The following is a 14,551-nucleotide window of genomic DNA, read 5'->3' as shown; positions in this document are numbered from 1 at the left end:
AATTCGTGATAGATCAGAGGGTGGACAAAAATAACTGGAAAACATGTATGTAAATTTACGATATTCCATCGGAATCTCCTATTCCCCAGAAAATAGATACATGTTTTCCAGTTAATTGCCCCAAATCGGCCGAGATGGCCAAAATTAACGGCATGTTTTGCAGTTATTGTTAAGGTGCGTGAGGAGTCGTGACTCTGAAGTTTATGCTTGGCTTGTTCCGCAGAAACCTCCAAAAAAAGCCGCTTCGCAGGCATTACGCCCGCGCAAGCGGCTTTTTTAATGGTTCGTCGTCGAAAGGGCTTCGGTCAGAAGCTCTTTTCTTATTCTTTCACGGAACCTAGCATGATGCCGTGGATAAAATATTTTTGCAGGAAAGGGTAAACGAGCAGGATCGGTACCATCGAAATGACGATTTTCGCCGCATCGAGCGTTTTGTTCGACAGCTGTCCGATCATCTTCAGTTCCTCGGTCGTCAAGCTGCTAATGTTGACCTGCACGACGAGTTGCTGGATGTACGTTTGCAGCGGATAGTTTTCCGCTTTGGTCATTAGGATCAAGCCGTCAAAGAACGAGTTCCAATGCCCGACGATGCTGAACAGCGTAATCGTCGCCAGAGCCGGAACGGAAAGCGGCAAGTACAACCGGAACAGCGTGTACCAAGGGCCCGCTCCGTCCATGAGCGCCGCCTCGTCCAGGTCCTTCGGGATGCTGCGGAAAAAGTTGACGAGCAGGATGACGTTGAACACGGGCACGGCCGTGGGCAGCACAAGCGCCCAAATCGTGTTGAGCAGCCCGTAAGATTTGATCGTAATGAACCACGGAATTAATCCTCCGCTGAACAGCATCGTCACGATCAGAAACCACATGTAGACGCTTCGCATCCGGAACTGCTTCGTGCTGCGCGACAGCGGATAAGCCATGAGCGCCGTCAGGATGAAGTTGAGGCTGCCTCCCAGCAGCACCCGCTCCAGCGACACGCCGAACGCATGGAAAAAACGGTTGTCGGCGAGCAGCTTCTCGTAAGCGGTTAGCGTGAACTCGACGGGATGCCAGGTGACCATACCCGCCGCCACGACCGACTTGTCGCTGAACGATACGGATATCGTATACCATAACGGCGCGACGCATAATAAGGAAACGGCCGCAAGGACGAGCACGATGGCGGTGTCGGCAATGCGGGACGATAATGTTCGATTGATAACCATCAAATCACCAACTTTGCGATTAGAAAATGCGGTAATTGGCGAATCGGGACGCCAAGCCGTAAGAGACCATGATCAGAATGAAGCTGATGACCGATTTCAGCAAGCCCACCGCCGTTGCCAAGCTGTACTGGGCATCGACGAGACCGGCACGGTACACGTAAGTATCGATAATATCGGCCGATTCATATACGACCGGATTGTACATGTTGAAAATTTGGTCGAAGCCTGCGTTCAGCACGTTCCCCAAGCTTAGCGTAGCCAGCAGGACGACCGTCGATTTCAAGCCCGGCAGCGTAATATACCGCGTTTGCTGCCAGCGAGTCGCTCCGTCGATGACCGCCGACTCATACAGCGACGGGTTGATGCCGGTGAGCGCCGCCAAATAAATGATCGTGCCGAAGCCGAATTCCTTCCAGACGTCGCTGCCGACAATGATTGCCGGGAACCAGCTGTTGCTCGCCATGAACATGATCGGCTCCACGCCGAACACGCCGAGCAGCTGGTTAATAATGCCTTGCGTCGAGAACATGTCCACGACGATGTTCGCGAGAATAACCCAGGACAAGAAGTGAGGCAAATAAACGAGCGTTTGCACGCTCCGCTTGAACCATTTGACGCGTGCTTCGTTCAGCAGCAAGGCGAAGGTGAGCGGTACGATCATGCCCGCAATGATTTTCATCAAGGCGATAAACACCGTGTTTACGAAGATCGTCCGGGAATCCGGCAGGTTGAACAAAAATTGAAAATGCTCGAAGCCAACCCATTCCGAGCCCCAAATCCCGCGACGGGGCAAAAAGTCTTTAAACGCGATGACAATGCCGAACATCGGCACGATGCTGAACAGAATCAATAAAACGATGCCTGGCAGCAGCATGACATGGTAATGTAACGCCGTATTGTCTCTTTTCATCATTTCACCGACCCGTTAACGTCGGACATGCGGCACCGGACGTTACGCCCGGCGCCTCCATGTCTTTCGATTTATTTGCTGATGGCATCCGTCACTTCTTGCGTAATGACGTCCCCGCCCAGCTTGTTGAACTGGCTCACGTAGTCGTCGAACGCTTCGAGCGGCAAGTTGCCCATAATGATTTTCAGGAACGTTTCCGTTTGCAGCTTCGAAATCGACGTCCATTTCGTTTCCATCGATTTGGTTTTGCCGTAATACAGGTTGCGAATCTTGTTCATCGGCTCAAGCAAGGCTCCGCCGCCGACTAGATAGGAGTGCGACGGCTGCCACACTTCAAGCTCGGAGGTCGGATTTTCCTTATATTTCTTCACGATGTCAAGCAGGCGAAGCGCCTCCATATCGAACTGCGACGTATCGGTGTTGCCCTCGAAATATTGGCGGAATTGCGCCGTCCGGCGCGTTACGGCATCGGACCAGTCGACGACAAGACGAATCGGTTCGTAGCTTGGGTTCAGCGTGTTGCTGATGTTGACGAACTCGTCGTCGAAGTTGGCGTTCAGCACAAGCATCAGCGCTTCCGGATGAGCGAAGCCTTTTTTGAGCACGACGTACGAAGGCGAAATATTCGTCATTTTGCCGTTGAATTGGCCTTGATCGTCAAGCGGTACCGGGAAAGCCTGCCAATCCGCTTTCGGGTCGACCTTCACCGCGTCGGCGATCGGTCCGCCCCACGGCGACCACCATTCGCCGAAGAACATGCCGGCTTTACCTCCGGCTACAAGCTCGTTCGTATCTTTGCGAAGCGCGAACTCCTTGTCGAGAATGCCGTCCGCGTACCACTGGCGCAGCTTCTCCAAACCTTTTTTCGTTTCCGGCGTCGTTGATCCGTTGACCACTTTCCCGGAAGCATCCTTCACCCAAAAATCGGGATAAGCGTGATATGCGCTGAAGATGCTGCCGAAGCCATGCGTATAATACAAATCAGGAGAGCCGGTCAAACCGATCGTATCGGCTTTTCCGTTGCCGTCCGGATCTTGCCCAATGAACGCTTTGGCGACTTTTTCGAGATCGTCGACCGTCTTCGGCACTTCCAGATTAAGCTTCTTCAGCCAATCCATGCGAATCCACAGCAGTTCCACGCTGTCGGCTTCGAAGACGGAACCCGGAATGGCCATCAGCTTACCTTCGAACGTGGCGTTTTTTAGCGCCTGGTTGTCGCCGCTTTGATAAATATCTTTGTAAACCTTGCTGGCGTATTTGTCGTAAACATCCGTCAAATCTTCGACCATATCGGATTCGACCAGCTGCTTCAGCTGCATCTCGTTGACGATCATCACATCGGGGATATCGTCGCTCGCGATCGCCACCTGCAGCTTCTGATTGTACGAATCGCCCGCTGCGCCGGTTAACGTCGCCTGGAAGCTGACGTTCGTTTTTTGCTGGAGATACCTAGTGAAGGCGTTGTTGTCGATCGTATCGCCCTCCGGCAAGCTTTTATCCTGCGGATTGACCGATTTGGCGATCGTCATCGTGACCGGCTCTTTCATTTTGCCGTCAACGACCGAGCTTTCGTCCGCTTTCGTTCCTCCGCCATCAGTACCTTGACTCGCGTCGGCGTTCTTCTGATCCGCGTTTTTGTTTTCTTCGGCTTTGCCGCATGCCGTAACGAACAGCATGGTCACCAGAAGCACCGCCGTCAACCATTTGCTCATTGCTTTCATGACCGAACCCCTTCCTTAACGGTGAATGTAATGTTGCAACTTCATTGTAGTCCGGAATTGTCCCGGCGAAGGATTCATTCGGTTGCCGGGCAGGTGCACATTCGATTTGTTTTTCTTCGCACGATGCCGCACAATACCGCGCAATGCCGGCTAAACCTCGAAATAAACGATCAAATATGTACCGATCAGACGATGAAAAATAGACTCCGCTTCGGCAGAGCCATGTTATTTTGATAAGTTGGCGCCCGCCCGGTATTCGCTGGGCAGCACCCCCGTTTGTTCGCGGAACAGCTTGCTGAAATATTTTTCGTTCGGATAACCGACCTGAGAAGCGATCCAATAAACCGGCTTGTTCGTTTCCTTGAGCAGTGTCTGCGCCCGGCTTATGCGCATGCTGCGCACGTAATCGTTGAAGAACGTCCCGACGATGTCCCGGAAGCATTGGCTGAAATAACTGGGGCTCAAATGAACCTCGCCGGCGACATCCTTCAGCGTCAGCTCAAGGCTCAAATCGCGCTCGATCAGGTCGACCGCCTTCATGACGCTCGTTACGATTTCGTCCGAATACGCCGACTTCATCAGCCTGCCTTGCAAGTACGTCCGAACGTGCTGGAACCATGATTTCCAGTCGGCCCAATATAACGCCGGTTCGGTGCGCCCCACGGACGACGTGTCGGCGAAGACGTCCCACTTCGACTGTGCGAACTGGAACAGCCCTTCCACCTTGGATAGCGGAAGCCGCAGCGTCTCGAACCGCTCAATCGCGTGTTGAAACAACGTGTCGTCCGTCACCCATTGAAGAGACGATGCAAGGTCGCGCAGCTCCCGGACCGATGCTTCATCGGCCGGCGCTTGCTCCGCCGCATCCTGCAGCAGCACCTTGTAGGCCGACTGCCCCGGCTTGTAGTCGTAGCAGAACGCCCCTGCGCGATATTTCCGCAGCTTGCCGGACACCGAAGGATCGCCGATGCTTACGTCCTTGTCCAGCACTTCGATCCATAACCACTGCTCGTAGCTCCGTTCCGATTGAAACCACGGCAGCACATCGCCAGGGCGACTCTCATGCTCCGCATAAAGCCAGAAGTCCTCATCAAGCGGGATGAGCGTATCGCGTTCCTCCGCTTCCGGCTTGAGCATTGCCTGATCGCCCCGACTCCGCGGATTGGGCAGGATGCCGAACAAGCGCCCGTTCGCAGCGCACGATGCCATGTCCGGTTCAACTGCAGGAGCGCGAACAGGAGCCTGCACCTCTGCAAACGCCATCCTGCCATTCCGTTCAAAGCGAATCCGGTTCGTAATCCGGGCCAGCACCTCGCTCATCTGCTCCTTCTGCAGCTGCACCTTGGCGATATAGTCGATCGCCCCAAGGCGAAGCGCCTCCTGCACATATTCGAAATCCTGGTGGAACGTCAGCACGACGATCCAGACATGCGGGTAATGCTCCCGAACATGCCGCATCAGGTCGATGCCGGACATTTTCGGCATGGCCAAGTCGGTAATAAGCAGCTCCACCTCGTGATCCTGCATAAATTGAACCGCTTCCTCCCCATTGGCGGCCTCCCCGACGACGTCCATGCCGAAGTTCGCCCACGGCATCATGAGCAGAAGCCCTTTGCGCACCAGATGATCGTCTTCAACGAGCAGTACTTTCATGCCCGATCTCCTCCTTGTTCGTCGCCGGCCGTTACCGGCAAAATAATAATCATCGCCGTTCCTTCCCCTTTGCCGCTCTCGATGCGGAATTCCGCTTCTTCGCCGTACTGGAACCGCAGCATCCGCAGCACATACTGCACGCCGATCCCCATGCCGGACTTCTTCCGCTCCCCTTCGGATTCGCTCAATAGCCGTTCGATCTCATCCTCGGCGAGTCCGACTCCGTTATCGGTCACCTTGATCATGATCGACGATTCCCCTTGGCGTCCGACCTCCACCTTGATGACGCCGTCGTCTCCGACGCCGTGGTACAATGCATTTTCTACGATCGGCTGCAAAATAAAACGCGGAATGTGCAGCGCAAGCACCGACGGCTCGGCATCGATCCGGACGTTAAACGTGAAGTTGTAGCGAATGCCCTGCAGCTTGACATAATCTTTAAGCGCGTCGATTTCGTCGCGCAGCGTGGACGTTTCGCCTTTGCCAAGGTTGTAATAAACGAGTCGATTCAGTGTGGAAACGAGCCGATCGATCTCGTCCTGGCCGTTCATGCGGGCGATCCAGCGGATCGTGTCCAGCGTATTATGGATGAAATGCGGGTTGATTTGCAGCAGCAGCTTATCAACCTCCAGCCTTGCCTTGCGCTTCTCCTTCTCGCGGATGTCGCTCATCAGCTCGGCGATTTTAGCCCGCATGTACGTAAATTGACTCAAGATCACGTCAAATTCGATGAGCCGCGTTAATTTCGGCTCCGTCGGACGATCGTTGTCAAGCGATAGAACCGCTTTTCCGATTCGCGTTAACGGCCTATATACGGTACGCCAAATGATCCAAACGAACAACAAGCTGATGCCAAGCGTCACGCAGGAGAACAAGACGATTCGTGCGAACCATGTCCTCGCCTCCTTCTCGAACAGCTCCTTCCGTATAAGGCCGACAATCGTCCAGCCGAGCTCGCTTCGCTCCTCGAAGGCATAATAACCTGCTTGCTCGATCGTTTTTTTGCTTTGCTCCCCATACAACGAGCCGACCGGAAAGCGCTCTCTATTCTCGCTGTAAGCGACCTCGCCCGAATTGTTTACAAGTACGTAATCGATGTCCATGCCGGATTGCGTATCTTGAAACGTTTGCTCGACAACCTGGTTGTTCGACTCGATGTAAATATAAATATCGTTCAGTTCATACAGATTGACCTTGCGCGACAAAGACAGCACGAAATGGTCGTCGACGCCGCTCCCGGTCCGGTGCGGGCCATAATAAGTCATATCCTTCTGCTGCGACAGAACGGGCAGCTTTTGTATCGCGAACTTGCTGCGGATCGGATAATTCTGGAACATATATTGTCCCGAATCGGCATTGAAGTACACCATGAGCGAAATATTCGGATTCGTCGAAAAAATAAAGCTCAATTCTTCGCCGACTTCGTTCTCCGCAAACTTGCGGTCGAGAATGCCATTTGCGGTCAAAGAGTTGTACAGGCTCCGCCCGACCTTGCCTTCAAGCGCCAACTGTTGCGATACATGCTTCAAATTGCTTAAACTATTCTCAAGCGTCATTTTCACTTTCACGAGATTGTCTTGGATGCCTCCCCGCACTTTGTTGTTCTGCAAGGAGTTCAAGGACAAATATGAAGTCCAGCTAATCAATAAAATGGGTACAATTGAAATAAATAACAAAATCACGATCAACCGCTGCTTGAGCGAATCGATCCATCGGTACCTGACCCCTTGTATATGGTCGGACATGCTTGCGATCACCGTTCCTCGTCGTCAAGATTGCCTATAATTATAAAACAACATGCGGCACAATCAACATTTATTTGATATCCGCAACGGAGGGGCCTCATGAAGCATTATAAATTGCGCACCCATCTCACCTGGGCTTTCGCCGTCATCGCGATCATTCCGGTTCTCGTGCTGGGCGCCATTCAAATCAAACAGATTTATGATTTTACGCGGCAAAATAACATTACGCAAATGAACGCCACCCAACGGCTGGCCGATGCGGTCGAAACGTACGTCCAATACCGCCGCAACGCCGTCGAAACGCTGGCGACGACGATCAGCGCCTCCCGCACGCCTTACCGGGACAGGCCGGGCATTACTCTCAAGCTCGAATCTGTCCATCAAAGCTTGGCCGGCTTCCGGAACCTGTACGTCACCGGCCGGGACGGCATCGTAACGGCGGCTTCGCCGGAAACGGACGCCGCGGGGCAATCGCTGATCGGCGCCGATCTTGGCCGGGACGTCGGTCAGTCTAGCACCGACGGCGGGCCGAAGACGATCATATCGCCGCTCTTTCTCGGGAGAGAAGGCGGCAAAGACCCGATCGTTGCGATCACGACGCCGCTCTACAGCGAAGAAGGGCGCCACGACGGATACGTCGTCGGCATTCTCGACATCCGGCAGTTGGAGCAGCTCGTCGTCAAATACGATTACGGCCCGGACGCCTACCCTGTCGTGCTCGACGGCCAAGGACGGCCGGTCTACCATCCGGACGGGGCGCTGGTCCGGTCGCTCGCCGACCTGTCGGAGGAACCGGCGGCACGGCAAGCGGCTCAGGAGCGGACCGGCACGGGCAAGTTCCTTTCCGCCGTCTACGGCCGGGACGAGCTTGTTACGTACCGGGCCGTCGACAGCCTGAACTGGACCGTATGGGTCGCCCGCTCCTACGGCTCCGTCAATGCCGCGTTCATGCAGACGTTGACCTCGGCGGCGGCGCTGCTGCTGCTGACGCTGCTCGTGACGATCGCGCTCGGCTCCTATTTGGCGAAGCGGCTGAACGGCACGATTCACGAGCTGGTCGAGTATTCCGACCGGCTCGCGAACAACGATTTTGCCGCGCCGCAGCAGCGGAACGGCATCGGATCGCGCGGCTCCCCGTACGAGCTCAACCTGCTGGCGGGCCGGTTCTTCCGGATGGCCGAGCAGATCAGCGAGCATCGCCAGGCGCTTCTGTCGCTGAACGCCGGTCTGGAGCAGCGGGTCGAGGAGCGCACCCGGCAAAACGAACAGCTGCTGCGCAGCATACGTCAAGAGCATGCGACGCTGCAAGCCGTGCTGGAGAGCATGTCGGACGCGATCGTGCTCGTCGACGACGCCAAGCAGGTCGTCTACGCCAACCGGAGGCTCGCCGACATCTTCGGCATCCCGGCCGACAGCCTTGCGGAGCTGGACGAGGAGCGCCTGTTCCGGGCGATTGCCGACAGGCGGATCGCGCCTGAGGAAGAGAACGGAGCGCCTCTGTTCCGGATTCGCACCCTGGACGGCAAAGAAAAATATATTTACGGCGCGACTTTCTTCGTAAAGGGCGAAAACGGCGTGTTCGGACGGGGGTATGTCTGGCGCGACATGACGAAGGAGCACGAGGTCGACCGGCTCAAAACCGACTTGATCTCGCTCGCCTCCCACGAGTTCAAGACGCCGCTGACGAGCATCCGCGGCAACGTCGAAACGCTGCTGCGGCCGGACGCCGAGTGGGACGAGATCTTTAAACGCGAATTGCTCGAGGGCATTCGTGAGGATACCGCCATCATCCAGCGGCTGATCGAGGAATGGCTTGACATCTCCCGGATCGAGGCCGGCGTGCTGCAAATCCAGCGCGGGCCTGCGCGGCTTTCACCGATCGTAGAGAACGCCTGGAAGCGGCTGCCGCACGATATCGCGGACAATGCCACGCTCCAATTGGAGCTGGACGAACAGCTCCCGATCATCGACGCGGATAAAAGCCGGCTGGAGCAAGTTTTCGTCAACCTGTTCACGAACGCGATCCGTTACAATGCGAGCCTTCCCGTCATACGCGTCTCAGCCGCCGTGAATGACGGTTTTGTCGCCGTCCGCGTTCAAGACAACGGCATCGGCATCGGCGCGGAGCATCTTGGCCGCATCTTCGACCGGTTCTACCGGGTCGACGTCTCGGCAAGCCGCCAAACAGGCGGAACGGGTCTCGGTCTTGCGATCTGCAAGGGAATCATGGAAGCGCACGGGGGCACAATCACGGTGGAGAGCACGGAAGGCAAAGGCAGCGTCTTTACCGTGTCCGTGCCGATTTACGATATGAATACGGGGGAAGCGTGATGAAAAAACATAAAATCATGATCGTCGACGACGAGCCAAAAATCGTCCGGTTCATCTCCGCCAACATGAAATCGCTTGGCTACGAAACGATCTCTTGCGCAAGCGGAGCCCAGGCGCTCGAGCAAATCGACCTGTTCGACCCCGATCTCATCCTGCTCGATCTGAACATGCCGCAGATGGACGGACTCGAGACGCTTCGCCGGCTGCGCGAATTTTCGAGTGCGGCCGTCGTCATCTTGACCGCGTGTGGCGACGCCACCGACAAAGTCACCGGGCTGAATCTCGGCGCCGACGACTACTTGACGAAGCCGTTTGCGCTGGACGAGCTGTTCGCCCGCGTGAATGCCGTCTTGCGCAGAACGGACGGACGCCAGACTGCGACCGGCTTCGGGGCGAGCGAAATCGGGGTCGGGCCGCTAACGGTCAACCTGGCGCAGAGGCGGATCTTTCATGGCGCGGAGGAAATCAAGCTGACCGACACCGAATATAAGCTGTTCGCTTTGCTGCTTCAGCATGCCGGCAAAGTGATGACGCACGAGCAGCTGCTAAGCGAAGTATGGGGCAGCGAATACCGCGACGACGTCGAATATTTGCGAGTCGCGATCGCGCGCATCCGCCAGAAGCTGAAGCAGGCCGATCCGACGCTGCAAGCGATCGTGACTTATCCCGGCGTCGGCTACATGCTGGAGGCTTGAACGCCGCTTCTGGCTCGCCTCCTGCAAGAAAAAAGCCGTTCAACAAGCGTATTCGCATGTTGAACGGCTTTTCCATATATCGTTGCTTTGCGTGTTATTTCCCCGTTACGGTAACTTGCTGCGCGGTCGCCCAGCCGCCGACCGGCTCAACCGTATAGGTCGCACCTGGCGTCAGCTTGCCGCCGTTCGTCAGCTCGAACGTGCCCGTCGCGCCCTTGCGGGTCGTTACCTTGTAGGCGGCAGTCAGCTTCGTGCCGTCCTGCGCTGTCAGTGTAATGCTGCGTCCGCCGAACAGCTCGTCTTGCGGGTCCTGCGCAAGCGTTACGGTCAGCGTCGTTTCGCTTACCACATCCACGGATTGAATGACGAGCGGCGCGATTTCTTTCGCCGTAAACGTCGGGCTGGCAATGGTCGCCCATTCGGACGTCACCGTATATTTCACGCCCGGTTTCAGCGTCTGTCCGGCCGGCAAGCGGAATTTCGGCGTTTGACGGCCGTCGGTCGCTTGCGTGAACGGCACGTACGAAGCGATAATCGGCTCGCCGCCCTCCGGCGTGACGGTCACCTTTTTGTCGCGCATCGACGAGAGGATTTCGTATTTTTTGCCTTTGTACATATTATTTTCATCCAAAGCGAATTCTAATCCGCCCCGAGTACCGGCATACGCTTGAATCACGTTGCCGTAATCCGTTACGCCATCTTCCAGACGGGATTCCACCTGAATCGTATCGTTTGTCGTTTGCGCCGCCGAACGGAGCGGAATTTTCACGTCGCTTCCTTTGAACGAAGCCGCCTTCTTCCCTTTGTAGGTCAGCGTGTATTCCGTACCGGCCTGATGCGGCGTCGTCGGTACGATATAGGTTGCTTTCGCCCCCGTTTTCAGCTGCGGCACGTTCAAAATCGCCATGCCGTTGTCGAATACGAAGTTTTGCTTCGCTTGCGCCAGATCGACATCCGCTTTCGTTAACGGCGCGGAAAACGTCACTTCCAGCGTAATGGCGTTCAACACTTTAACGTTGGTTACTTCTGCGTGGATGGACTTGTTCAGCTGCATCGCTTGATAGATGATGTAGGCCGTTTCCGCACGAGTCGCATTTTTGTCGGCTGCATAATTTTCTCCTAGCATGGCCTGCAATTCAGCGGCATCCACCTGGAGTACAGCGGCTACCGTTTTAACCAACAGCTCTTGGGTGATCGAAGCTTTAGGCGAAAATGCTCCCTTGTCCGCCGCGATGGCCCCGTTGCCGATTAATCCGGTCGCATAGCTGTAATACCAGTCCTTCTTCGTGACGTCGGTTAACGTAACGCCTTGCCCTTTCGACAAATCAAGGCCTAGTCCAAGCGAAACCATCTTGGCGAACTCGGCGCGGTTTACCGTATTGTTCGGCTGGAACCGGTTTTTGTAGCCGGAAACGACGTTTTGCTTCGCCAGCTCGACGATCGCCGATTCGTATTTGCCCGTTTGCTGCAAGTCGGTAAAGCCCGCCGCCGCATACGATACATTAGCCGCTAGCGGCGACAATACGAAAGTTGCGGCGATGGCTGCCGCGACGATGGATTTGGTTCTGACCTGCTTGTTTTTTGTCATGTTCGACACTCGCTTTCTGTATGGTGGATTGTTGTTGAGGAACATCTTGATTTCTTGCCTGAATCCAGAATACTTCGTCCCCCGTTGCAATGTAATAAAAATGCGAAACGCGACATTACAAAAACATAACAGGCCGAATAATCGATCGAGCTTGTCCCACTGGAGAAGCGAGACTGCCTCTTGTCGATTCGGATCACGCTCGCGACCGCAGTGGCTTCTTAAACCGATAGCACGACAAAGTCCCCGTCCGGCATATACCGGCGGGGTCCATTTATTCCGCGAGCGTCTGCCGGCGGAGTTCATTCTATTCCGCGAGCGATCTGCCGGCGGGGTCCATTTATTCCGCGAGCGATCTGCTAGCGAAGAAGTCTTGGGGGAAGATCTTTTTGTCAATATCCCCTTCGCTCAGAAGGAATGTTTTACATTTTTATACAGACGGTTTGTGAAGGGCAGTTAAGATCCCCCTTTTGTCGATATCCCCTTGACTCAGGAATCTTCCATGGACATAGTGAGCATTCTTAGTCCCAAGTCAAATCTCATGATGCGACTTTACATCGTAATTCTGAGCAACCCCCCCTCGGCAATCTTAGAGGTTGCCCAGTGTCGACACACACACCTCGCTGTACGGGTCCAGAGTATGAAACGTACATTTTTTCGCTTACCTGAAAATCTAATGATGTTACGTTTCCGTTTCCTGAACGAAAGGGATTTCGACAAAAGAGATTCACTGCAGATAGTTTCCTGAACGAAAGGGATATCGACAAAAGAGATTCATCGTAGATATTTTTATTAGTTGTTTGTAAAATATTGTATTTATTATTCACAGTCTGCCCCGCCATCGTAAAAAAAGACCCGCCGCGGATTTCGCCGGGCGAGTCTTGGTTATATGAGTGCATTAAACGACCTTGGATGCGATCTCGCGTTTGAATTGCTCGATGGCCTCGTCCGTGTCGATCGTGTAGCCGCATTCGAGGCCGATAAAACCGTCAAATCCGGTATTGCGGATCGCCTGCAAAATGTTGACGTAATTCAGCTCGCCGGTGCCCGGCTGCTTCCGCCCCGGATTGTCGGCGATGTGGTAATGGTTGATGCGTCCGATATAATTCGTTGCATTGCGGATGACGTTGCCTTCGGTAATTTGCTGATGGTATACGTCGAACACGAGCTTCACATGCGGGCTGTCGACCTGGTCGATGACATCGACCGACTCGTCGCTGCGCTGCAGGAAGTGCCCTACGTGATCGACAAGACCGTTGAGCGGCTCGACCTCCAGGACGACGCCGGCTTGCTCGCACAGCGGCGCAACTTGCTTGAGCGTCTCGACCATGTTGGCCCGCTGCACTTCGCGCGGCACGCCCGGCATTTCGTTGCCCGTTTGCGTAATGATCGATTTGACGTTTAATATTTTGCACGCCTCGATCGTTTGTTTGATGCCGTCGATGTACTGCTCGCGCAGCGATGCGTCCACCAGGTTGAAGTAACGGGCGCATGTGCCGGAAATGCCCACGCCGATACGTTCCTGCTCCTTGGCGATTTTGGCTAGGTCGAGGTCCCACCAGCCGTAGTATTCAAGCCCGTGAAAGCCGTGCTCCTTGATTTTCTCCAAATGGTAAACGGCGTCCTTGCCCGGATATGCGCCGATACAAAGCGAATATTTCATGAGAAGTTCCTCCTCTTCGTACAATGGTTTGCCGTTAACCCAGCCGTACCGGTTGACCCGTTACAGCGGAGACGTTGGCCGCGATCGTTAATTCATGCGTTTTCAGCGAGTCGGCGTAATCCGATAGAATACGCGATGCATCTCCCGTACGAAGGGCGTGCACGAACGCTTCGTCCTCGACGGCATACGGATTGTTGTCGTTGCGTACTTCTTTTGTGTCCCCCGGAACGATATCCTTCAAGGAATCGCCGCGGATTTCCAATACGCCTGCATCCGTGTACAAATCCAACCCGACGTGATGCCCGATCGGCAGCAGGCACGTATTCGAGATGGTCGCCACGCTGCCGCTTGCCAGCTTCATCGTAACGGTCGCCACGTCGGCGACTGTAGTGCCTTCCACTTTGCCTGCCATAACGCGCCGGCCTTCCGCCGCATAAACCTCCGTTACCTCGCCGCACAAATAGCGGAGCAGGTCGGCAATATGCGTCGTTTGCTCGACGAATTGCCCGCCGGAGCCATCCTGCTTACGCCACCATGGAACCATCGGCATGCCACCCATCCAATAGCCCAGCGCCATGCCGAGCGTGCGCTCCTTCAGCAATTCGCGCGCTTGCTGCACAGTGGACGAATAACGCCAGTGGTAGCCGACCGACGTAATCAGCTTCTTCGCGCTAACCGCCGCCGCGATGCTCCGCGGCACTTCGTTGTCGATGCCCAGCGGCTTCTCGACCAGAAACGGAAGTCCGCGCTCGACGACGAGCGACTCCGCTTCTCCGTGCGCCATCGGCGGCACGCATATGTAAACGCCATCAAGTTTCCGATCGTCAAGCATATCCGTCACTTTGTCGTAGGCTCTCGCATCCGTCCAAGCCGCTGCGGCCGATTCGGCGCGGTCCTTGGCAACGTCGTAGAAAGCGCTTACCGTCACGCCATCCATTTTCGCCAAGTTGTTCAAGTGGGCATGTGCAATGCCGCCGGTCCCGATAAATCCGAGTTTCACGCTCATGAAAAAACTCCTCCTTCGGACTCCTCTAATAAATGGT

At 55.2% G+C, this 14,551-nt stretch carries 10 protein-coding genes; 2 read left to right on the top strand and 8 right to left on the bottom strand.

Annotated features, from left to right (window positions below; translation table 11 throughout):
* Positions 1–320: 320 nt before the first annotated feature.
* From AC0LWM_RS16970 to AC0LWM_RS16950, 5 genes are all read right to left on the bottom strand, one after another.
* Positions 321–1,205, bottom strand: a complete 885-nt coding sequence (locus AC0LWM_RS16970; RefSeq protein WP_474676155.1) for a carbohydrate ABC transporter permease — start codon at positions 1,203–1,205, stop codon at positions 321–323.
* Positions 1,206–1,224: 19 nt separating this feature from the next.
* On the bottom strand, positions 1,225–2,115 hold the full coding sequence (locus AC0LWM_RS16965) for an ABC transporter permease (RefSeq protein WP_474676198.1): 891 nt from the start codon (positions 2,113–2,115) through the stop codon (positions 1,225–1,227).
* A 71-nt stretch (positions 2,116–2,186) separates the two neighbouring features.
* Complete coding sequence (locus AC0LWM_RS16960) at positions 2,187–3,836, bottom strand: extracellular solute-binding protein (RefSeq protein WP_474676154.1); 1,650 nt, start codon at positions 3,834–3,836, stop codon at positions 2,187–2,189.
* Positions 3,837–4,061: 225 nt separating this feature from the next.
* Complete coding sequence (locus AC0LWM_RS16955; protein ID WP_474676153.1) at positions 4,062–5,489, bottom strand: response regulator transcription factor; 1,428 nt, start codon at positions 5,487–5,489, stop codon at positions 4,062–4,064.
* Positions 5,486–7,234 carry a sensor histidine kinase gene (locus AC0LWM_RS16950; protein ID WP_474676152.1) on the bottom strand — a complete coding sequence of 583 codons (1,749 nt, stop codon included), beginning with the start codon at positions 7,232–7,234 and terminating at the stop codon, positions 5,486–5,488. The genes AC0LWM_RS16955 and AC0LWM_RS16950 overlap by 4 nt, the downstream gene beginning before the upstream one ends.
* A 99-nt stretch (positions 7,235–7,333) precedes the next feature.
* Between AC0LWM_RS16950 and AC0LWM_RS16945 the strand changes: the two genes are divergently transcribed.
* Positions 7,334–9,565 carry a sensor histidine kinase gene (locus tag AC0LWM_RS16945; RefSeq protein WP_474676151.1) on the top strand — a complete coding sequence of 744 codons (2,232 nt, stop codon included), beginning with the start codon at positions 7,334–7,336 and terminating at the stop codon, positions 9,563–9,565.
* Positions 9,565–10,260 carry a response regulator transcription factor gene (locus AC0LWM_RS16940; protein WP_474676150.1) on the top strand — a complete coding sequence of 232 codons (696 nt, stop codon included), beginning with the start codon at positions 9,565–9,567 and terminating at the stop codon, positions 10,258–10,260. The genes AC0LWM_RS16945 and AC0LWM_RS16940 overlap by 1 nt, the downstream gene beginning before the upstream one ends.
* A 94-nt stretch (positions 10,261–10,354) precedes the next feature.
* On the opposite strand, the gene AC0LWM_RS16935 is transcribed toward AC0LWM_RS16940, so the two are convergent.
* The 3 genes from AC0LWM_RS16935 to AC0LWM_RS16925 all read right to left on the bottom strand — a co-directional run bounded on the left by AC0LWM_RS16935 (position 10,355) and on the right by AC0LWM_RS16925 (position 14,514).
* Positions 10,355–11,848, bottom strand: a complete 1,494-nt coding sequence (locus AC0LWM_RS16935) for an S-layer homology domain-containing protein (protein ID WP_474676149.1) — start codon at positions 11,846–11,848, stop codon at positions 10,355–10,357.
* 895 nt (positions 11,849–12,743) lie between these two features.
* Positions 12,744–13,508 (bottom strand): hydroxypyruvate isomerase family protein, encoded by a 765-nt coding sequence (locus AC0LWM_RS16930; protein WP_474676148.1) that lies wholly within the window; start codon positions 13,506–13,508, stop codon positions 12,744–12,746.
* 34 nt (positions 13,509–13,542) lie between these two features.
* Positions 13,543–14,514 (bottom strand): Gfo/Idh/MocA family protein, encoded by a 972-nt coding sequence (locus AC0LWM_RS16925; protein ID WP_474676147.1) that lies wholly within the window; start codon positions 14,512–14,514, stop codon positions 13,543–13,545.
* Between the last annotated feature and the right edge of the window lie 37 nt (positions 14,515–14,551).

This window comes from Paenibacillus sp. sgz302148 (assembly GCF_056120465.1).
The sequence above is the reverse complement of the archived record's forward strand: the minus strand, read 5'-3'. Positions and strand labels throughout refer to the sequence as shown.